The 21,217-nt window shown below is 56.4% G+C and carries 15 protein-coding genes; 3 read left to right on the forward strand and 12 right to left on the reverse strand.

Going from position 1 to position 21,217, the window contains the following annotated elements; genetic code table 11:
- Nucleotides 1-84 precede the first annotated feature (84 nt).
- The 3 genes from ACSYSO_RS05230 (at nucleotide 85) to ACSYSO_RS05240 (ending at nucleotide 6,734) form a co-directional block, all read left to right on the forward strand.
- Entirely contained in the window at nucleotides 85-3,165 is a 3,081-nt protein-coding gene (locus tag ACSYSO_RS05230) for a cation-translocating P-type ATPase (protein WP_491701650.1), read from the forward strand.
- A gap of 234 nt (nucleotides 3,166-3,399) precedes the next feature.
- Entirely contained in the window at nucleotides 3,400-3,627 is a 228-nt protein-coding gene (locus ACSYSO_RS05235) for a hypothetical protein (protein ID WP_491701651.1), read from the forward strand.
- An 83-nt stretch (nucleotides 3,628-3,710) separates the two neighbouring features.
- The gene (locus ACSYSO_RS05240; RefSeq protein WP_491701652.1) at nucleotides 3,711-6,734 is read left to right on the forward strand and encodes a mucin-binding protein; all 3,024 of its coding nucleotides are present in this window, start codon (nucleotides 3,711-3,713) and stop codon (nucleotides 6,732-6,734) included.
- Between the two features lie 434 nt (nucleotides 6,735-7,168).
- On the opposite strand, the gene ACSYSO_RS05245 is transcribed toward ACSYSO_RS05240, so the two are convergent.
- The 12 genes from ACSYSO_RS05245 to ACSYSO_RS05300 all read right to left on the reverse strand — a co-directional run bounded on the left by ACSYSO_RS05245 (nucleotide 7,169) and on the right by ACSYSO_RS05300 (nucleotide 20,777).
- Nucleotides 7,169-8,845: a glycoside hydrolase family 32 protein gene (locus ACSYSO_RS05245; protein ID WP_489798047.1), complete on the reverse strand. Its 1,677-nt coding sequence runs from the start codon at nucleotides 8,843-8,845 to the stop codon at nucleotides 7,169-7,171.
- 30 nt (nucleotides 8,846-8,875) lie between these two features.
- A complete protein-coding gene (locus ACSYSO_RS05250) occupies nucleotides 8,876-10,771 on the reverse strand; it encodes a glycoside hydrolase family protein (protein ID WP_489798045.1) in 1,896 nt (631 codons plus the stop codon).
- Nucleotides 10,772-10,884: 113 nt separating this feature from the next.
- On the reverse strand, nucleotides 10,885-11,934 hold the full coding sequence (locus ACSYSO_RS05255) for a LacI family DNA-binding transcriptional regulator (RefSeq protein WP_491701653.1): 1,050 nt from the start codon (nucleotides 11,932-11,934) through the stop codon (nucleotides 10,885-10,887).
- A gap of 33 nt (nucleotides 11,935-11,967) precedes the next feature.
- Entirely contained in the window at nucleotides 11,968-12,960 is a 993-nt protein-coding gene (locus ACSYSO_RS05260) for a carbohydrate ABC transporter permease (protein WP_489798042.1), read from the reverse strand.
- A 9-nt stretch (nucleotides 12,961-12,969) separates the two neighbouring features.
- On the reverse strand, nucleotides 12,970-13,905 hold the full coding sequence (locus tag ACSYSO_RS05265; RefSeq protein ID WP_489798040.1) for an ABC transporter permease: 936 nt from the start codon (nucleotides 13,903-13,905) through the stop codon (nucleotides 12,970-12,972).
- Between the two features lie 151 nt (nucleotides 13,906-14,056).
- Entirely contained in the window at nucleotides 14,057-15,679 is a 1,623-nt protein-coding gene (locus tag ACSYSO_RS05270; RefSeq protein ID WP_489798038.1) for an extracellular solute-binding protein, read from the reverse strand.
- Between the two features lie 257 nt (nucleotides 15,680-15,936).
- Nucleotides 15,937-16,650 (reverse strand): YesL family protein, encoded by a 714-nt coding sequence (locus tag ACSYSO_RS05275; protein WP_489760872.1) that lies wholly within the window; start codon nucleotides 16,648-16,650, stop codon nucleotides 15,937-15,939.
- Between the two features lie 120 nt (nucleotides 16,651-16,770).
- Complete coding sequence (locus ACSYSO_RS05280) at nucleotides 16,771-17,697, reverse strand: hypothetical protein (RefSeq protein ID WP_489760873.1); 927 nt, start codon at nucleotides 17,695-17,697, stop codon at nucleotides 16,771-16,773.
- Nucleotides 17,687-18,823 (reverse strand): Mrp/NBP35 family ATP-binding protein, encoded by a 1,137-nt coding sequence (locus ACSYSO_RS05285; protein WP_489760874.1) that lies wholly within the window; start codon nucleotides 18,821-18,823, stop codon nucleotides 17,687-17,689. The genes ACSYSO_RS05280 and ACSYSO_RS05285 overlap by 11 nt, the downstream gene beginning before the upstream one ends.
- 152 nt (nucleotides 18,824-18,975) lie before the next feature.
- Entirely contained in the window at nucleotides 18,976-19,737 is a 762-nt protein-coding gene (locus tag ACSYSO_RS05290; RefSeq protein WP_489760875.1) for an ABC transporter permease, read from the reverse strand.
- The gene (locus ACSYSO_RS05295) at nucleotides 19,734-20,588 is read right to left on the reverse strand and encodes an ATP-binding cassette domain-containing protein (protein ID WP_489760876.1); all 855 of its coding nucleotides are present in this window, start codon (nucleotides 20,586-20,588) and stop codon (nucleotides 19,734-19,736) included. The genes ACSYSO_RS05290 and ACSYSO_RS05295 overlap by 4 nt, the downstream gene beginning before the upstream one ends.
- A gap of 69 nt (nucleotides 20,589-20,657) precedes the next feature.
- Nucleotides 20,658-20,777 carry a listeriolysin S family TOMM bacteriocin gene (locus ACSYSO_RS05300; protein WP_489760910.1) on the reverse strand — a complete coding sequence of 40 codons (120 nt, stop codon included), beginning with the start codon at nucleotides 20,775-20,777 and terminating at the stop codon, nucleotides 20,658-20,660.
- Nucleotides 20,778-21,217: the final 440 nt, after the last annotated feature.

The following is a 21,217-nucleotide window of genomic DNA, read 5'->3' on the forward strand; positions in this document are numbered from 1 at the left end:
ACCGCGCAGTTCGAGCGGTTCGGGCGCTTGTGTTTCAGCCTGACGCAAGAACTGACTACTCCGCGGCACATCGATGGGAACATCATGAGTGATTCAACGAATCATCAACTGCCAATCTCCTCCGAACGCTTAGAAACAGACTGGAAAACAGATCCGTCCCTCGCTGACGCAACACGCATCACGCAGGAACTCGGAGTCGATGCCAAGACCGGTCTGAGCTCTGACGAAGCCGAGCGCCGACTGCAACGATTCGGCCCCAACACGTTGCAATCCGCTCCCCCGGTGCCTCAGTGGAAAAAATTCCTTCAACAGTTCCGAGACCCTCTGGTCTACCTGCTGCTGGCTGCAACAGCCATCTCCGTGGTGGCATGGTTCATCGAACGCGCAAATGCACAGCCAGGCGCACAAGGCGGCGAAAAGCTGCCGTTCGACGCTATCGTCATCGTGCTGATTCTCATCGTCAATGCCGTGCTCGGCTACTTGCAGGAGGCCAAAGCCGAGCGTGAAGTGGCGGCGCTGTCCAGCATGACCGCACCACAGGCCCAAGTGCTTCGAGACGGCGCACTCACCACCGTTGACACTGCGCAACTGGTACCGGGAGATATTCTTGCACTTGCCGAAGGCGATGCCGTAAGCGCCGACGCCAGACTGCTCTCCTGCGCGTCGCTGCGTGTGGCCGAGGCGAGCCTGACCGGCGAGTCGGTACCGGTGAGCAAAAATGCGGCAACGCTCAACAGTGCCGCAGCTCTCGGCGACCGTACCAATATGGTATTCAACGGCACAGCAGTGACCCAAGGCACAGGCCGGGCCGTGGTAACCCGCACAGGCATGGATACGCAGGTAGGCAACATCGCGAGCCTGTTGGCGAACGCGGACGAAGAATCCACTCCTCTGCAGAAGGAGATGGCGAAAGTCTCGAAGATTTTGGGAGTGTCGGTGTGCATTATCGCCGTGCTGGTCATTGCGGCACTGGCACTTATGGAAGGATTCCATAACGTGCACGATGTCATCGATTCACTGCTGCTTGCGGTCTCGCTTGCCGTTGCGGCTGTGCCCGAAGGACTGACTGCCATCCTTACCGTGGTATTGGCGCTCGGCGTGCAGCGCATGGCTCAGCACAAAGCCATCGTCAAGAAACTGTCCAGCGTCGAGACGCTCGGTTCGGCATCGATGATCTGCTCGGATAAAACCGGCACATTGACGCGCAACGAAATGACGGTGGAACGAGTGGTCACCACCAGCGGCGAGGTGCAGCTGAGCGGCACCGGATATGCCGCAGCAGGCGAAATGAGTCTGGTCGAAGTGCTGCCATTGCAATCCGACCAAGCGGAATCCGATGTTTCTGCCTCCTCCAGTCCGAAAACCATACCTGAACATGTGATGCATGAGGTAACGGCGACCTTGGGAGCCGGTCTCTTGGCCAATGACGGCGATCTGAGCGAAGGGCAGGCAGTGGGCGATCCCACCGAGGTGTCCGTCATTGTGGCAGCTCGCAAAACCGGCACAGACAAGCTGTATGGCGATTTTGAACGTGTGGCGGAGATACCGTTTACCTCCGAACGCAAACGCATGTCCGTCATCGCACGCGACATGGCCAGCGACGGGCTCCTGTCCGTCTTCGCCAAGGGCGCGCCCGATGTGCTTTTGGAGTATTGTGACCGCATCCTTGAAGGCAATACGGTAAGGCCCCTCACCAGCAAAGACCGCAGAACTGTGTTGAGTCAGGTAGAGCGTCTCTCCTCTCAGGCCTACCGCACACTCGGCCAGGCCTACCGTCCACTGGAAGTCTCCAACATCAGCGACGTTGATGGCATTGCCACGAACGAGCAGGGCGATGCATCTGATATCAGCGAGCAAGGTGAGGCGATAGAGAAGCATCTCATTTGGGCCGGTATGGTGGGCATCATCGACCCTCCGCGCACGCAGGTGGCTCCAAGCGTAGCCGAAGCGCATGCGGCAGGCATCCGCACGGTGATGATCACCGGCGACCATCCGCTCACCGCAGAGCGCATCGCCGCCGACCTCGGCATCATCGAAGCGGACGGCGAGCGCAAACCCACCGATAACGATGCAGCCGATAACGGTGAGGCTCACAGCAGCGAAGGCGAAAGCGTTACAGCTCAGTCTGCCGGCAAGGTGACCATGACCGGAGACGACCTCGAGCGTTTGGGCGATGACGAGGAGGCCATCGACGCGGCCACGGCTTCAGTAAGCGTTTACGCACGCGTTGCCCCCGAACACAAACTCACGATAGTGCGCTCTCTGCAACGCCAAGGCAACATCGTGGCCATGACCGGAGACGGCGTGAACGACGCCCCAGCGGTCAAAGCGGCGGATATCGGCGTGGCAATGGGAGTTACCGGCACCGAAGTGACGAAGGAAGCCGCCAAGATGATTCTGGCGGACGACAACTTCTCCACTATCGTGGCCGCTGTGCGTGAGGGACGCGGTATTTTCGAGAACATCAAGAAGTTCCTGCGCTACCTGCTCAGTTCCAATATGGGCGAGGTGTTCACCGTATTCGGCGGCGTGGTGCTCTCCGGGTTCCTCGGTATCACCCAACCCGGTTCCACAGGTGTGACGGTGCCCTTGCTGGCCACACAACTACTCTGGATCAACCTGCTCACCGACGCAGCTCCGGCGCTGGCGATGGGTGTGGATCCGTCGAGCGAGAATCTTATGGATCAGCCTCCTCGCAAGAACGGCAGCAGCGTCATCGACAAGACGATGTGGGGGGACATCATCTTCACTGGCATTGTCATGGCAGCCGTCACCCTTATCGGTATGGATCTGCACCTGCCCGGCGGCCTGTTCACCGATCGTTCTCTTGGCGGCAGTCATGAATTCCAGATGACCGAAGCACGTACCATGGGCTTCACCATCCTCGTCTTTGCACAGATGGTCAATGCGCTTGCCTCGCGCTCTCACAAACAAAGCATGTTCACAGGCCTGTTCTCGAATCACTGGCTGTGGGCCGCCATCGGCATCTCCACCCTGCTGCAGGTGGCGGTGATCTACACGCCTGCGCTCAACACAGCGTTCGGCACCACACCGCTGAGCGCACTCGACTGGCTGGAGTGCCTGGGACTTTCACTGTTCGTCGCTGTGGCTTCGGAAGCACGCAAATTGGTGCTGCGCATCAAGGAACCGCGACTGACGGCTTAGAAACAGTACGCGTTGTCGGCTAGACAGCGGCAGATACTGATATATACGAATATAAGTCCCGCGAATCGGTGCCGCGCCTTACGTATCCACAGTACGTGCATAAAATCCACACATAATTGTAGTCTATTATACAGTATGCTTTGCTGTTCACGGAAGCTACGCCTACAACCAGAACATGCTGCGGGGCTGCGACGGCGCCCCGCGGTGCCGTATCGAGAAACACAGGTGCATCATATGTCCCTCTTCACGCAGTCGCGACACAAGCTACAGAGCAACGGCACAGCCAAGCAGTATCACCGCACTCGTCCCATAGCCGTGCTTGTGGCGGCCGTGGCTGTGTTCACTGGCACTGCGGCCACTGCGTTTGCCGCAGGAAACGACACCGGCGTTGGCTCAGATTCCAGCACGGAGACTCAGCAAACATCGAATATTGCCCCCCCCCCGCAACAGCGGGCACACTAGGCGCTGATTCGGCAGGTACCATAGCTCCGCAAGGAATCAGCTCCTCGATCGGCATTCTGAACAGCATCGACTATGATAACTTCGTGCTCAACAGCCGCAGTAATCCAGCATTCTCCGTAAGCGACATCCTGCAACATGAGCTATTCGGCGATAAAGGCGGCACCGGCTACGGCACTGCTACGCAGACTCTCACCACTTTGCAACAATCCAGCGGTCGCACACAGACCGTAGGCGAACCGGCTCCGCACAACGTGATTCGCCTGTACCATATCGGCAGCAAACAGGGCATCAGCAATCCATCCATCACTGTGGACATGGGCGTCTACCCGGTTGCATACACAGGCACAGGCAACTCGGCGCCCAAAATGGTATATTCCGGTAATTCCAGCCTCTCTGGAAGTTTGAAATACGGTAAAACAATCGCACTGCCGGTAGCGAACTCGGGCGCTACCACTGCACAACAAACAATACAGTGTGCAAACAACCTGTCCTACAGTGCCGCCTGCATCAGCACCTCTTACGTCGGCTCACAATACGTCGCGGTGAGCATCAAACCGTCGGATTTATCGCTCACCGACGCGCAGATTCTCGCCAGTACCCGTGCCAGCGGTATCGTTTCCGGTAACGGTCAGGCCTCGGATGACCAAGCAGCTCTGGAGTTCTACCATGGAGCAGCCATCAGCAACCGGTCACTTACCCAGCGCGTTACGTTCAACGGCAACAACAGTGCCAAGCTCACCATCGCTCCGGACAGGAACGTCGACATGAATAGCCCAACCGCACCATGCCACGGTTACTACCCGTTCGGCGTGGGTGCCGGTGGCACCTTGACGCTACCCGATGTGACGCCGGCACCGGCACCGACCCCGCCGCCAGCACCAAAGATATCCACCGTCTACGTGCATTGGATGAACTACAACAACCGCGACACCAGCAACGCCGCCAATGCCATCGAAAATACCGCCATGTTGGAAGCATACCAAGGCAATGCAGGAACCCAACTCGCAGGACAATTGCGATGGACCCTGCCAGCCGGCGGATACGTGACCAACACGTCACCGGGCATCACCTCCAACGCGAATGGCACGTTCAGCATCAACGTCACCTATGATGCCAACGGAGGCGCTACCAACTACTACGTCTGGTATGCGGACATCCCCACGCGCATCGTCACCCACATCCATAACCGCATCGTCAAATTCCAGTATGCTAACGGCACCACAGCCAAACCCGACCAGACCCTGACCGACAAGCAGACTAGGACGTTCAAGCAGACCCCGACCACCGGCGCGATCAGCGACGACGCCGGATGGGCCGTCGACCCTACCAGCACCGGCATGCAGATAACAGCCCCCGCCATTCCCGGCTATACCGCCAGCCAAAGTGCAGCACCCGGCGCACCGGACCTGAGCGCCTACGAACACGCCGACCATACCTACACCGACACCGTCACGGTCACCTACACTCCCGATCCACAAACCATCACCGTGCATACCGTGCGTGTGCCCTGCTACACCAACCCCGGAGACGAGCAGTCAGGCAAGCCATGCGATGCGAAGCCTGCCAGCGGCACCACATGGCAGCCCAATGACGGCACTGAAACCGGCAGCCAATCATTCACCCATCTCACCGACGAAGCCGCCGGCGATACCATCAGCCAGACCGTAAAATACAACGGCGACGACCACGCTGCAGGCTGGAGCGACCAGCTCGACGGGGTGCAGGACATCAAAGATAGCAACAACAAACCCATCAGCGACGGCACCGGCGCCTGGCATTACCACCTCAATCTGGTTCACACCCCCGCCGGCGGAGTAGAAGCCTACCTGTACCTGCAGGCCAACCCCTACACCATCGACACCAAAACCACCAGCCGCACCGTCAAATACCGGTACAGCGACGGGCGCGAAGCCAGTACCGACCAAACACAATCCACCACATGGCAGCGCAAAGTCATCGTAAACGTTGATCACGGCAACAAGAAATCATACCGCAACTGGTCCAAAAACGGCGACACCACCACACTGAAGGACGATTTTCCCGCGATTGCCACGCCCGCAATCGCCGGCTACACTCCTGACACCAAGAACGTGCCGGCCATTGCCGGGTTCGACCATGACGGCAACAACGCCGCCACCGGAAGCCCCTCCAACGCAGCGACCAACTTCCCCACCGCCAATCCGGACGGCAGCGGCAGCCGCAGCACCATTGTCACCGTCACCTACACCGGCAACCCGCAGAAGTTGAAGGTTGTCTTCCTCAAATTCGATAACGACCACACGCCCACCGTACTGGACGGCGCCTGCATCAAAGACAAAACCGACCCCAACTTCAACGGATGCATGGGAGAAGTAGCCGCCTACAGCCAGACCTTCACCGGCCCGTCCAACAGCCCTGCCACCGGAACCCTAGACCGCACCATGAGCGTCGGCAGCTCCGACTGGGTGTTTGCCACCACCGACGGCATCAAGCAAGGCCAACCGGTCGGACCGAAACTGACCATCAGCTTCACATTGGACACCACCTACGACACTGACGACAACACGGACCAGGTCGAATATGTGTACATGAAAAACAACCGGCAAATCCACTACGCCGACAAAACCACCACACGCACCGTCCACCACCAGTACGCAGACGGCAGCCAAGCCAAACCCGATACCATCCAGACCGTGTACTGGAGCCAGGATCAGTTCACCAACGACTACCCCGGCTATGCCGGACAACCCACGTTGAAATACAACTGGGTTCTCGACAAGACCAAAACCGACCCCGCTCTAGTCACTACAGCGGGCCAGGTGTCCATGCCTGCCGTGGATACCACAATGACCGACTACACCACCAGCCCACGCACCGTGGATTCCATCGACATCATCACCCATGACGATCCCAGATTCACTCCGGGAACCCCCACCGTGCCTGGCGACCCGACCACAGCGCCACGCACCCAGGAGGTAACCGTCATCTACCACCGGGCAGTCAAGGCCCTACCGTTCACCGGTACCACGCTCACCGCGTTGGGACTGATCGCAGGCGGGATACTCCTGGCTGGAGTACTCATCACCATCAGCCACCTGCTCAAAAAGAGGCAGAATCGCATCAAATAAGCACCTACCAAGCACCACGCTAAAAACACAACGGTAAATGCCTGCTTTCCCAGCTGAAAGCAGGCATTTCTCGCGTTTACGCAATCTATCCGTTTCTTCTTGCGCATAACACTCATTTATGAGCGAACTGTACCCATCTCGGCCACTACTCACATAAAATGCGTACGATACGGTCAATACGACACCATTTCATGACCGAAACGTGCCCACAATCGCCATCGCACGCCGCGGGTGCGTACATTTCGGCCAACAATAAGTCACAACACGACCGAATTGTACCCACGTTCCCACCAGCTCCAAGAAAATGGGTACACTTCGGTCAAAAACACACTGTTCAGTGTCCGAAATGTACCCGCTCACAGTGCGGCTGACGGAAAGTGGGTACATTTCAGATGCTGCGGATCAATGAGCCATTGATATACATGGATATATCGTCAGATGGAACCTACATCTTGAAAGCTATAGCGCAACGAAGTGGGGCGGGTCGCCGACACCGTGACCTGAGTCCTGGTATCCGTCGAGAACTTGGCAAGCGTGTAGGTACGGCCGCCGCCCTCGAACCACAGTTCCACACTGCTCTGATCCTCCAATATGTTCAACACCGCCTTGCCGCCGGCGGGCACACCACTGGGCACCGATGCATACTTCTTACTGTAGTGGTTGGCACCTTGGGCATCGGTGAACCGTGTCGTGGTACGGGCCACCGTATATTGCCCAGTATCGGCGTCATAGTCAATGGTGACACTCGAATCCTGCTGTTTGAGCGTCACACTCGTATGCCCGTTCACCCCCGTTCCACCGGATTCAGGAGTCAGTTCAAAGCGCATGCGTTGGTAAGAGGAACATTCCTTGGTAAACGATTTGCCATCTTTGCCCTGCCCGTTGCCCTGACTGTCTCCTTGCCCCTGCGCTTGGCCGAGCCGCGCCTTGCCTGTCTCGGCTTTCCCATAGAGCGCTTTGGGCTCGATGAAACTGCCGGAAAGCGAGTAGTCCCCGGCATGCCCTGCCAATCGCAGCTGATGAGCCAGGCTCAGCGAACCGAGATTGTAGGCGGTGCCGTGATCGTCTTCCAGACTCTTGTTGGTGTAATCCCAGTTGCCCATCCACGCCAGCGATGTCACCGTCCGGTCGTCCTGCTGCATGAAGTTGGCGCCATAGTAGTCCGAACCGTCGTCCATGCGTTTGGGCTGCTGCTCGGGGACGAACACCGCATCTTGGTCAAGATGTCCGACCATATAATACGTGCCGGTCGGTTGAGAATGGTTGTAACCGTTGGCTCCAAAGAACAGCACCGTTTTGCGCTCCCCCGTGTCCGGGTCCGTCAGTGTTTTCACGTTCGGGCATTCGATCAGCCCCAAATCCGTGCCGTCTTCCAGCGTATCGGCGTCGATCATGGTGTCTCCGGCATGGTCGAAGCTCAGGCCGTCATCACTGGTATAGGTGCTCACCCGGTCACCGGCCGCCAAGTACATCGTCAGCCTGTGCGCTTCCGGATCGATGGTGACATATGGGTCTCGGAAGTTGGCGCTGGCATCGGGGGCCTTGAGCACCGGCTCCTTGGCGTACGGCTTAAACGTCTTGCCCTCATCGGTGGAATAGGCGACGAACTGCTGCTGGCCGGCAGGCATGTAACTCGTGAAGTACGCCACCAGAGCATGTTCGTCAAGATCGGCAAAGAACTTGCCCTCATTGCGCACAATCGAACCGGTGGCCATATCATCCCACCCCCCGACGTGTTTGGCGATGGCGATGCCCTCGTGGCGGTAGTGCACGAAATCATCGGTGGTGACGTGCGCCCATTCCGTGCCGTCACCATCATGCTTGAACTGGGAATTCTGCAGGTACATGAAATGGTAGCGGCCGTCGCGCCCCTTCCATATGGTCTGCACATCGTTCATGAAACCGGCCGGGTTATAGAAGTGATACTTCTGCCTGAACTGGCTGCTGGCCAAACTGTTCTCCACTGCATCCCCATCTTGTCCCGCACCGGTCTTGCCTCGAGCAAAGCCGGGCACCAGCCCGGACACCCACACCAGCGCCACGGCGACAGCCAAGGCAATCACCGTCGATAGCGCCACCACGGCTTTGTGGACTCTCGGTTTTCCGGCCATACCTGCATCGCTCCTTAGCTCGCCCACGCGTCATCTTCCGGCGAACGGGTGCACACGCACGGTGCCCGCCCCCATCGAAGCCTGGATTCCCGAGGACGTGCACACCGCGTGAGCGTCCATGATCAGGGTTCCCGCGCTGCGACCACCGTCAAGGAACACCTCCACGATGTCGCCGTCGCGGAACACCTCCACACGGCGCACACCACGTTCGCTCGAGGCCAGATCGGCTTTGTCCGCGGACATTCCCTCAGTGGCCAGACGCACCACGCCGCCGACGCGTTCCACTCGAGCCGAGGAGCCGTTGCCGCTTTGTGCCAGCACGATGCTGAAGTCGCTGTCATCCTCGAGCGTGACATCGATGTAGCACGGAGCGTTTCCGATGCCGTCCTCCCACTGCCCAGGTTCGCTCAGACGACGTTCGAATTCGGCGGAACCGACCAGATGATCGAACACTTCTCGCACCGGATAGCCGGTGAGCACACCGTCTCGGATATGCAGTTCGCGGGGCAGCGACATGGCACCGTTGACGCCCATGGCACTGGCCTTGCGCGCGCCGAACCAGTCGGCTAGCCAGCCCATGGCGATGCGGCGGCCGCCGCGGTCGCGGAAGGACTGGACGGCATAGTAGCCGGAGCCGAAATCACACCAACCGCTGGAGCGAACGTCGAGCCGTGGCTTGCTCGCATCGGCGATATCGCCGACATACCAGCGTACCGGCTGGAAGCGGCCATGATCGTCACGGTATTGCATCAGGGCACCGGCCACACATATCGAGCCGTCCAACGCAAAGATGTCGGGGCACTCGTACGTGTTGGCGACGGCATGCCGGAAGTCTTTGACAACCGGCCCTAGGCACCGCCAATGCGCCTGACCCAAGTCAGTGCCGTCGGCCTGAAACGCGACGATGGAGGGCACGCGCCTGGCGTCGGGGATCTGCGTGAGCACGGCACGTTCCCGTCCCAGCGACGAATCGCGTGTATACCAGCCCAGCTTCTCCCCGTCCTGCGGCGCATCGTCCGGGTTGACGGCACCCGGATTCCCGGGCCGCGCTCCGTCGCCGTCGTCCGGAAGATTCGTGGCCAGCACGATCAACGGCAGTGCGTCGCCATCGGCACCGTTGTAGGTCGGGTCAGCTACCCCCATGTCGATCTTCGGGTCTCGGAAATCAAGGCCGAAGGACTCGTTAGGACGGGTGATGACCGTGTGCTCGCTTTCGATGGTGATGCCGTCGTAGCTGATGGCGGTGGTCTGCACCTGCTCGACCGAGCTGTCATCTCCCTTACGCGCCATATGCCGAGTCAAGTAGAACCTGATGGCGGCTGCATTGTCGCCGTCTAAGCAGGGTTTGCCGCTCTCGTCCACTGTGATGGCCGATCCGGAGAACGCGCCACCGGTCAGCGTGATGTCTTCGTGAAGGCTGGGCTGCGGGAACAGCACAATCGGCAAGTCCACCCAATGCACGAGGTCACGGCTGACGGCATGCCCCCAATGCATGTTGTCCCAATCCCAACCGTAGGGGTTGTATTGATAGAACAGATGGTAACGGCCTTGGAAGCGACACAGTCCGTTCGGATCGTTCATCCAATGAGCGGCTGGCTTGAAATGCCCGGAGAACCGCGCTGTCTCATCTATGTCAGGCACAATGTAGCGAATACCCCGTTCCAGCAGGTCTTCTCCACCGGAGCAATATGCCAGACTCACCCGTCCCCCATGCACGGCAAGCCGGTACTGATGACCTTGCTCGAGGGGCAGCACCAGATGTTGGCGGTAGTTCTGTGGTTTCATTGCCTCTTTGCGCTCAATCGAGCCATCCTCGCAAAGAGTGACAGACGCTTCACCGTTCCCCTCGCGTTCGAGAAAAACCTCCACTTGGGTATGGAATCGGGCGTCGAATGCAATGTGTTCTGCCTGTGAGCTGAGTGACACTATGGAACTCCTTTGGTGATATGTGCCGTGTACGGCTACCTGCCACACGGTGACAGGACGAAAATGTTGAACATGGATATGCGTGCCTTCCGACGAACCGGTGGCGCGTACACTCATGAATGACCTACGACCGATTCCTTTTCTATCAGAGCGCATTCGACCTGCGCGTGAATCCTGTCGAACGATGGTATGGGGGCCGTGGTGGGGCGTAGCTTGACATCGTCCAGCCGCCGGCGCTCGAGCAGGGAGATGAGCTTGAGCGCGGCCCAATACCCCATCTCGTAATGCGGCAGCTCGATGGTGGTCAGGGATGGTGCCATCATTTCAGCAACCACTTGGTGGTTGTCGACGCCTACTACGGATATATCCTCGCCTACGGTAAGACCACGGCGCATCGCGGCACCGTACACGTACCATGCCCGAGCGTCGTTGAAGCAGAAAAACCCGTCAGGGTGACGATCTTCAAAGAGCTTGTCGACCTTCTCCATGCCGTCCTCACCCATCTCCACATTGACGATGAGCGCATCATCCACCGCTCGGCGGTGCCTGGTCAATTCTCCGCAATACCCGGCGAGCCGGCCGCGCTGCGCCTGCATGGGCCCGAACGAGCCGATGAAGGCGATGCGCTTGCACCCTGCCTCGATGAGGCGACGGGTGGCGATGCGGCCGATGAAACGTTCGTCGGGAATGATGGAGGCTACCTGACCGCTGGCGTCCGTGGCATCGACCACCACCACACGCTCGTTGCGCAGGCTTTGCGGCAAGTGGATGACCTGGTTGTACACGCTGGCGTACAGGAAGCCATCCACGCCGTATTCCTTGAGCGCCTGTATCTCCGAGGCGCGCAGCCGGTCGTCGCCGTCCGTGTTGACGGCGACGAGGATGTATCCCTGCTGCCGGGCCGCCTCCTGAGCTCCGAGGATAAGCCTGCCCGCGTACGGGGTGGTGGCGATGTGGTCGCTGATGAATCCGAGCACGCGGGTTCTTCTCCCCCGCGCTCCGGCTCCGGCGCCACGCAGCTCATACCCCATGGAACGGGCTGCCTGGCGCACTTTGTCGGCGGTCTGGGCGTTGACACGACCCCGATCCTTGCCACTCAAAACGAGCGACACGGTAGCTTTGGAAATACCAAGGCTGTCGCCGATTTCCTGCAACGTGACCACGATTACCCCCTTGTATTCGGAGACAGTATGATATCAGCCCTTGACGGCACCGATCATGACACCCTTGTTGAAGTACTTCTGCAGGAACGGGTAGACCACCAGCAGCGGCAGCGTCGAGACGATGATAATGCCGTACTTGATCTGTTCGGCGGCTTCCTGCGCCTGCTGCGCCCCAAGGGACGCCACGTTGGTCTGCGTCTGGTTGGCCAGCAGAATCTGCTGGAGCACATTCTGCAATGGCCACTTCTTCATGTCGGTGATGTAGACCAGACCGGTGAAGTAGTCGTTCCAGTGCCCAACAAAGTAGTACAGCGCGATGACGGCGATGATGGCCGAGCTGAGCGGGATGACGATGCGCAGGAAGTAGCCGATGTAGCTCATGCCGTCGAGTTGCGCCGCGTCGTAGAGCTCCTCCGGGATCGAGGAGTCGAAGAATGAGCGTGCGATGATGACGTTGTACACGCTCACCGCGCCAGGCAGGATGAACACCCATGCGCTGTTGAGGATGCCGAGCTGCTTGTAGAGCAGGTAGCTGGGAATGAGGCCTCCGCCGAAGAACATGGTGAAGGTGAACAGGAACATGAGCACGCGACGAGCCCTGAACTCCGGCCGGGAGAAAGCAAAGGCCACGGGAATGGTGACCACCATGTTCAGCAGTGTGCCCACCACCGAGTACAGGATGGTGTTCGCATACCCGTTCCAGATGCGCGAATCCTTGAAGATGGTCTCATACCCTTTGAACGTCAGCCCTTTGGGCAGAAGGCTCAGTTGACCGCTGGCTACCATCTTGGGATCCGATACCGAAGCGATGACCACGAACCAGAGCGGGTAGAGCACAGCGATGACCACCAGTGCGATGATCACCCAGATGATGATGTCGATGATCCAGTCGGAGACGCTTTTGCGCTGCTTCATCTTTGTGTTGAACGGAACGTCTCCGCCGTTGACCTTGACAGCCAGAGCAGTGGCGTCGTGCGCTTGGGCCACGGCTTCGTGGCTGTCGGCTTGCATCTGTGTATCTGCCATGATGCCTCCTTAGAAGATGCTCGTGTTCGAAACCTTCTTCGACACATAATTCGCGATGATGAGGAAGAAGAAGTTGACGATGGTGTTGAACAGGCCGATGGCCGTGGAATAGGAGAACTGGCTACCCAGAATACCGATTTTGTAGGTGTACGTGGAGATGACCTCGGAGGCCGAGGCGTTCAACGCATTCTGCATGAGGTATACCTTCTCGAAGCCAACGGAAAGCACGGAACCCATATTCATGATGAGCAGTACGCCTACGGTAGGCATGATGGTCGGTATGTCCACATACCGGATGAGCTGAAGTCTGCCTGCGCCGTCGATCTTCGCCGCTTCGTAGAGCGAGGTATCCACTGAGGAAAGGGCCGCAAGGTAGATGATGCAGTTCCACCCGACGTGCTGCCAGACCTCCGAAACCCAATAGATGGTGCTGAACCATTGCGGTTCGCCGAGCAAACTGGTCTCGCCGAGGAATTTGCCGAGCAGACCGGTGCCAGGTGTCAGGAAGATGTTGATCATGGCCACAATCACCACTGTGGAGATGAAGTGGGGCATGTAGGTGATGGTTTGCACGAAGCCCTTGACTCTGCTGCTGCCGATCTGATTGATGAGCAACGCCAGGATGATCGGGGCAATGAACCCCATGAGCAGTGTCCACAGGCTGATGGTCACCGTATTCTTCATGATGTTGACGAACATCGGCGAGGCAAAGAACTGTTTGAAGTAATCCAAACCAACCCAGTCACCGCCGGTTATGCCTTTGCTCGGCTCGAATTTGCGGAACGCCAGTTGAATGCCCCACATCGGCACATACGCGAACAACGCCACGAAGAATACCGCCGGGATTGCCAACAGCCACAGCTGCCAGTACCGTTTTAGCGACCAAACGATGCCACTCCACCCGTGTGGCTGATTCTCGTGGGGTACACTCTTTTCCCCTCTCATGCACAACTCCTTCACTGTTCGCGCGTATATGACATATTCATGGAACAGCCCACCTGCGATGGTGCGCCGCCCTCCGGCACAGTAAGAGCTGCACCGGCAAGAGTGGCCCCACTTCACCGTTCGAGGTGGGGCCACTCGTCGGACCGAAGACTTACTTTCCGGCTTCGGCCTTGGTGTACTGGTCGTAATACTTTTGCCAGATATCGATATTCTTCTTGAGTCCCAGGCTCGGATCTTCAAGCTTCTTGACGTACGCATCCCATTCCTGGTCCACGCCGCCCTTCTGAATCCACTTGGCGGTCTGCTCCAGAGCATAGCTCAGAATGGCGGTGTTGTTGTTGCCCAGAGTGGTCTGATCCTCTTCGGTATCGATACGCACGTAAGCGGGCATGACATCCTTGACCGGATCGACGTTGGCGAAGTTCTGCTGGTACGGCACATCTGCCTCGTGCAACGCATCAGCGGTCTGGTCATTCTCGACCTTTACGCTGTCGGGGATCCAACCGGCAAACCGGTCGGCCACGGCCGCGCACTGCAGCTTGCCGTCATAGCAGCCGTCCTTCATGCGGAATTCGTTGTCGCTCTTCTGCTCGACATAGTCGGGAATGTCGCCGTAGTACTGGGCCACGGAAATCTTGGGGCTGTACAGAGCGTTGATGACCTTGTAGATGGCATCCTTGTTCTTCGCGTTCTTGTTGACGGCGATGCCATGGTTGCTCAGTTCGGTCAGATCCTGCGAGTAGTCCCAGGTCACCTCGGAGTCGGGCCTGCTGGCGGTGTCCTTAGGCACCGGCATGGGCACGTATTCATCCTTGAGCTTCTCGAAGTCGGTCTTCGACCAGCCCACAATCAAACCGGACTTGGCCGTCTTGCCGTCACCGGTGGTGGCCGCTGTGGTGGCTGCGTCATCACGGGTCATGGCGTCCTTGGGAACCAGGCCCTGTTCCATGAGCGAGTGGAGATAGTTGATGACCGACTTGTATTCCGGCGTGGTCAGGAAGCTATCGACCTTGCCGTTCTTGACATAGTAGCCCTGCAGCGAGGGTGAGGTGCCAGCAAAGCTGGTCGTGATGCCGGTGGAGTTGAGGAACACGAACGGGTTCCACAGCTTGAATCCATCGGTATCGAGCTTGCGCATGTTGAACGGAATCTCATCGGCCTTGCCGTTGCCGTTCGGATCGTCGTTCTTGAACGCGGTGAGCACCTGTGTCAGTTCGTCCCAGGTCTTGGGCATTTGCAGACCGAGCTTGTCGAGCCACTTCTTGTTGATGAGGAAGTGGTTGGTGGAGACCCGGTAGCTCTCGCCACGATCGGTCGGCAGCACATAGACGTGGCCGTCCTTGTCTTTCACCATCTTTTCAGCGGTCTCGTTCTGGGTGAAGAACTTCTTGACGTTGGGCATCTTGTCCATGTTGGCGTTGAGGTCATCGAAATAGTCATACTTTGTGGCGTCTCCCGGATCGAATGCAAAGATTGATGCGTCCGCGATGTCTCCGGAGGCGAGCTTGGCGCTCTTCTGCTGGCTCCACGAAGAATCCGCAAGATCGTCCCACTGAATGTGGCAGTCGCATGCGGCTTCAACATCCTTGACCCACTTCATCTTGGTCATAGGCGTGTCGGTGGAATAGCGGGTGATCATGAGCTTTACGATCGGCTTGCCGTCTTTGTCAGTGGCATTGTCGCTGGAATCCGAACCGCATGCCGCAAGCGGCATCAGCATGGCTACCAAGGCACCGGCTGCCGCGAATTTCTTCCATGCACTTCCTTGTGTCATTTACACTCTCCTTTTCGTGATATCACCAGCCGCCACCGAGCAGCCTCGCTGACGAACGGTTGATGATGAGATAAGAAATAACAAGTTAACCGGTTGATGTCAACTTTGCTCATTAACTTGTTAACTTATAATGCAGAATCCTAGCCATTGCAGTCATATTCTTCTTCCAGTATCCATAACCGACAAGTTAACAACATGCGTTACCACAGTATTGCCAACTGCGCTTGAGCTGAGCTTCACCGCAACCCATGCAGCATTCAACGCCGGCGACTCACCCGATCCTTGCGCGCTTGAGCACGCCGCTCGGCACGTTTCCGCTTCTCCTCACGCGGCTCAAGTACATGTACATCCATACCCGGCAAACGCCCCCAGGAATAGACGGCCATCATGTCGGCAAACAGCGGCACGGCCACACCGAACGCCGCCATCAGTCCCGGCCACTGCCAGTATGCCCATACCACAATGAACAGCAGCAACACCACCATGACGCTGTTCAACGGTCTCGCAATCACCATCGACAGTGAGTATTTAATGATCCACATCGGCCGCTCTTCGAAGTTCGAACGTACCGGCCAGCTGAGAAACACGAACAGGCCATAGAACACGTTCAGCACCAGCAATACGCCAGAAACGGCCAGTCCAGCGGTTCCCATGTCGTTGCGCATGGTCAGCCAGTAATCCCATATCAGCAACGCCCATACCAGGAATTGAGGCCAACCAAACAAGTTTGCGGACACAAATTCGGATTTCCATGCACGGTGGAAGACGGTCCATGTCTGTTTAATCGTCCACGATCGGTCGTCCACGTCAAGAATCCAAGTACGATACACCGTGCATGCCGCAGCAATGGAGGGAAACACTCCAAGCACGCCCAACCCCAACAATGTGTAGGCCACGAAGGCCACGTGCACCACTGCAACCATCATGATGATACGTGCGATGAACTCATACCCAACCGCGAACCGCTGCATACCGCCCCCTTGCGTTTGTTGGCTATGCCTAACCATAGCGCAACGCCGGACTGACGGCCGGGCGACGCGTGGCACAACCGTTAACCAGACATTAACCAGCCGCGCCTCACACCGGCAGCATCAGTGGAAGTCAAGGTAATTCACAAAGTCCCGTACATATTTCGTACCGCTTTCCAAGTTTGCCAAAGCAAGGACGGCGTCACTCGGCAATCCCGATTCGCCTTTCCACACCGAGGACTTGGAAAGGTCAAGACCATACGCCTGCGACGGATCCGCCACCGAGGCACCGTTCGAGTCCAGTAACGCCCCGATATTTGCCAAGTGCTTCATCTGCGCGGCAGACAGTCCATCTTCAAGCTTCGACGTATAGCCACGCTGCTGCAATTGCGGAAATTGTTGTCTCGTGGATACGAAGGCGTTAATCTGCCCTGCGGTCACCTGCACCAGAATCTTGGCGGAATCATCAACGCTGTTGCCGTCAGCTCCATCGTCCTCTTTGCGTTCACTTGAGCCGACGCTGACATTGAGATCAGCATTGATGCCGACCAGCCGCTCGTCATCGATGTTTTCATGCCTCAGGAAGCCGGAGCGTATGCGCGTGAGCTGGCTGGAATACTCGTGCATGTTGAGTGCTTCCACGCTCAAGTACGGGTCTGGCGCCTTGGTGACAAGCGTGACGATGTACGAGATCACCAGCGCGAGCACCACCAGAACAGCCACCACACCAAGCAGAAAATGCTGAACAAAGAACGGCCACTTGTCTCGCAACGGCAACTCTCGGAACGTCTTCCACTTGGATTGTTTCATATACACATTGTCTTGTGCAAGCACACCCACACTGGCTATTTGCTCGTCACTAAGAGCCCGCATGTCAGAGTTCGTCTTGTCTGAGCCGGCAACGGTGCCATTGTCTGTACCGGTCTTGTCTGTACCGGCTGCAGTGCCATAAACTGCATTGGCTGTCGTGTTATCAACGTCGCCAGCAGTCTCGTCTGACGGTGACGCCGCTCCGTCGCGGCCGCGCGAATCATCATGATCATGCTTCATGCGCACCTCGCATCAGCCCTTGAGCCAAGTCTCGGAATGCATCCGCCAGCGGGCTCGCAGCCAAGGAGCCGTCCTCGTTCAACACTGCAGGGCGGCCGGCCTCACCGCTCTCGCGCAGCTCAGGTTCGAGCGGCAACGTGGCCATCAGCGGCACATCATACCCCAGTGCGGAGGTCAGCTGAGCACTCACCCGTTCGCCGCCCCCCTGGCCGAACAGACGCAACCGTTCCCCGGCATGGTCGAAGTAGCTCATGTTTTCCACCACGCCGCGTACCTTCATAGGCACCTGCAAAGCCACCAGACCACTGCGCACCGCTACATCCGAAGCGCTCGGCTGCGGAGTGGTGACCACCACTAGCTCAGCGTTAGGCAAGGCTTGAGCCACCGAGATGGCCATGTCGCCAGTGCCCGGGGCCAAATCAAGAAGCAGCACGTCAGGCTCACCCCACCACACGTCGGAGAGGAACTGTTCAAGCGAGCGCTGCAGCCGCGGACCGCGCCACAAAATCGCACGATCGGCACCGGCGAACATACCGATGGAGATAAGCTTGACCCCCCAAGCGCTCACCGGCATGAGCATACCGTTGACATTGGTGGGCTGGGAGTGCACTCCGAACAGCTTGGGCAGCGAGAACCCGTAGATGTCGGCATCGATGGCTGCGGTACTGTACCCAAGCGCCGCGAACGTGGCCGCCAGATTGGAACTCACGGACGATTTGCCCACTCCCCCTTTGCCAGATGCGATGGCGAAGATGCGGGTCTTGACTCCTGGCTTGTTGAAAGGGTTCTGCCGCCGCTCGGCTTTGAGATCTGCTACGAGCCGTTCGAGTTTGTCCTGTTCCATCGAGCCGACTTCGATGTGGGGCGTCAGCTCGGCGTCGGCGCACGATGCCACAGCCTGCTTGATCTGTTCGGCGATGGTTGCCGACAGGGGGCAGCCCGGCACAGTAAGTTCCACGTGTACGGTGACATCGAAGTGTCCGTCGCGCTCTTGGGGGGTGATGTCAATGCCTGCAATCATACCCAAATCGGTGACCGACCGGCCAATCTCCGGGTCGATGACGTGGGAAAGCCTCTCATACAACCGTCTACTCAACGTCTCGATGTCCACGCCAGCTGCCGTCATTGAAACCTCCTTGACGAGCCTGCGCCGCATGCGCCGTTGAGCAACGTCACTCACCTACCATAGCCGCCCGCTCAACATTCGTCTATAGTCGGAGCCGATTCCGCACAGTTACGTCAACTTAGAAGCACGGTACAGCACCGTGTTTTACCTCTTCACGATGCGTTCACTCGTTTACGTTCCAGTGTTTTGCGTAGGTAAACGACGCCCAGCAACACAACTCCACTAGCAACAAGCCACAGCGACGTTACCTTCAAAAACGACAGATTCCAATACTCATTCATGCCCCATATCTCAAAGAAATCATTCATCATATATTTCCATGGGAGAGCACTTCCAATCTTTTGGATAGATGAGGGAAGCTTATCGAATTGAACAAACGCTCCGGTAAACATATAGCACGCGAATAGCAAGGTCATACCGAGCGGAAGTAATACTCGAGTATTCTTGACAACCAAAGCGATAAGCGTTCCTACTAGCAAGAATGCAAAGACACCATACAGGCATTGAAGCACATACGCTGCCAGATAGCCGAAAGATGGAAGTTTGGCCCCATACACAAAATACGCGACGGAAATATTCACAAATATGCTCAGCAGAGCAAGCACAACATAAGAGAAAACATCAGCGAGCGTGTATGTCAGTAAGTTGACATTAAAGTATTTAAGCCGCTTATAACTATCATTGCGAATACTTTCACCAACCCAGATGGGAAAGCTAATCAGGGTGAGCGGAATCAAGCCTATGCCAGTCGTGACGAGCACATATTTATCGATAAAATGATACCCTTGGCCAATATCGAAATTCTTAAACGACGTCATCATGACGAACATCATGATAAGCGGGAAAAAGACCGTAAAGAAAATCGATATCGGAACACGCATTTGCATTTTTAGACTGAGAATAATTTTGTTCACGCCACGATACTTTCCGCTTGATTTGCCATGAGATAGCACGTATATATGCTTGGCTCAAGGTAGGAGAATTCAACTTTGTCCTGATGACATTGTTCTGTCAATTTTGCTTTATCTTCTGCGTCTTTCAGGTAGTACACCGTACCATCCCCTGTATCAGCATGCTGGATAGATTCATCAACAGGAAATGCATCCATTCCATTCACTTTCAGCGCACCAATATGAGGAAAATCTGCAAACAGTTGACTTTTAGTGCCATAGAATGCAAGTCTTCCACGGCGCAAAATCAGGATATCTGTAGCCCAATTATTGATTTCTTCAAAATAATGAGAAATATTGATTACGGTAGCGTCTCTGGTTTCCTCAGTCATAATCTTCAAAAGTTGACTACGCTTGTATGCATCCAGCCCTGACGTGATTTCATCGAAGAAATACACAGATTTCTGTTGTGACAGAACCAAGCCCAAAGTAAATCGCTGCAATTCACCGGCGGAAAGATCCTTAATCAACGAATTTTCCAAGCCACTGAGCTGATACTTATTTAAGAAAGCATCAACACTGTCTCGACGCCAGTGTGGAAAAATTAAAGCGACAAACTCTTTAACCTTAATTAAGTCACTATAGCTGTTGTCCTGAAATACGATGCCGACATCGCTGCCTTGAAAGTCCTTCTCAATTGCACCGCGACTCAGCTTGTACTCGCCTAAAACGGTATTAATCAGAGTAGTCTTCCCGGCTCCATTTTCGCCAAGAACCGCCAACTTACTACCATTGCTGATTTCAATGTTCTTTCCAGCAAAATCCAAGATGGTTTTCCCAGAAAGATTAACTTTTATATCTTGCAGAATAATCATTGTTGCTCCTCATGGGAGGGTCGGTACATTGTGCACCAGCCCTTCCACCGCGATGCTAGAGAATTCAGCTCACACCGCAGCCGATGAACAAGAGCAGGAGCAGCAACAACAACCAGCTGCATAATTCATTGAAGCTCCACGACCTTCGGTAGGGTCGAAATTGTTGAATGTCGTTTTTGTGATTGACATAGTCAAACCTTTCCATCATTATTCGGATTACGAATAACCATCAGTACTGATTTACGGCTATACAGAGAACTTTTATACAACCACTTCAAATTTCCCTGCATAAGACAGCGTATGGCATCCGCTAAAAAAGTACAACTCAATTACAGAATTCTGTGCCTTTTTGAGTCATACGTAGTAAAAAAACATCTTTAAACACAACTCCATCCGGGCGTGTCGCGCCTTTGCGATGTCATATCAAATTACAGCCCAGCGCGTGTTCATTCATCAACTCTCGTATACTATTTTTTATAAAAGCTATCATCCGCTATTACTTTTATTGATACCGTTGACCATCCTGACTCACGCAACAAACGTAGAATCAATATTCAGCAAATTTTGCAAAATATACAGTTTTGTACACGCATCTCTGATAGGCAGGACAATGAGGCCGCACAGCAACC

Source organism: Bifidobacterium sp. ESL1130 (genome assembly GCF_058507935.1).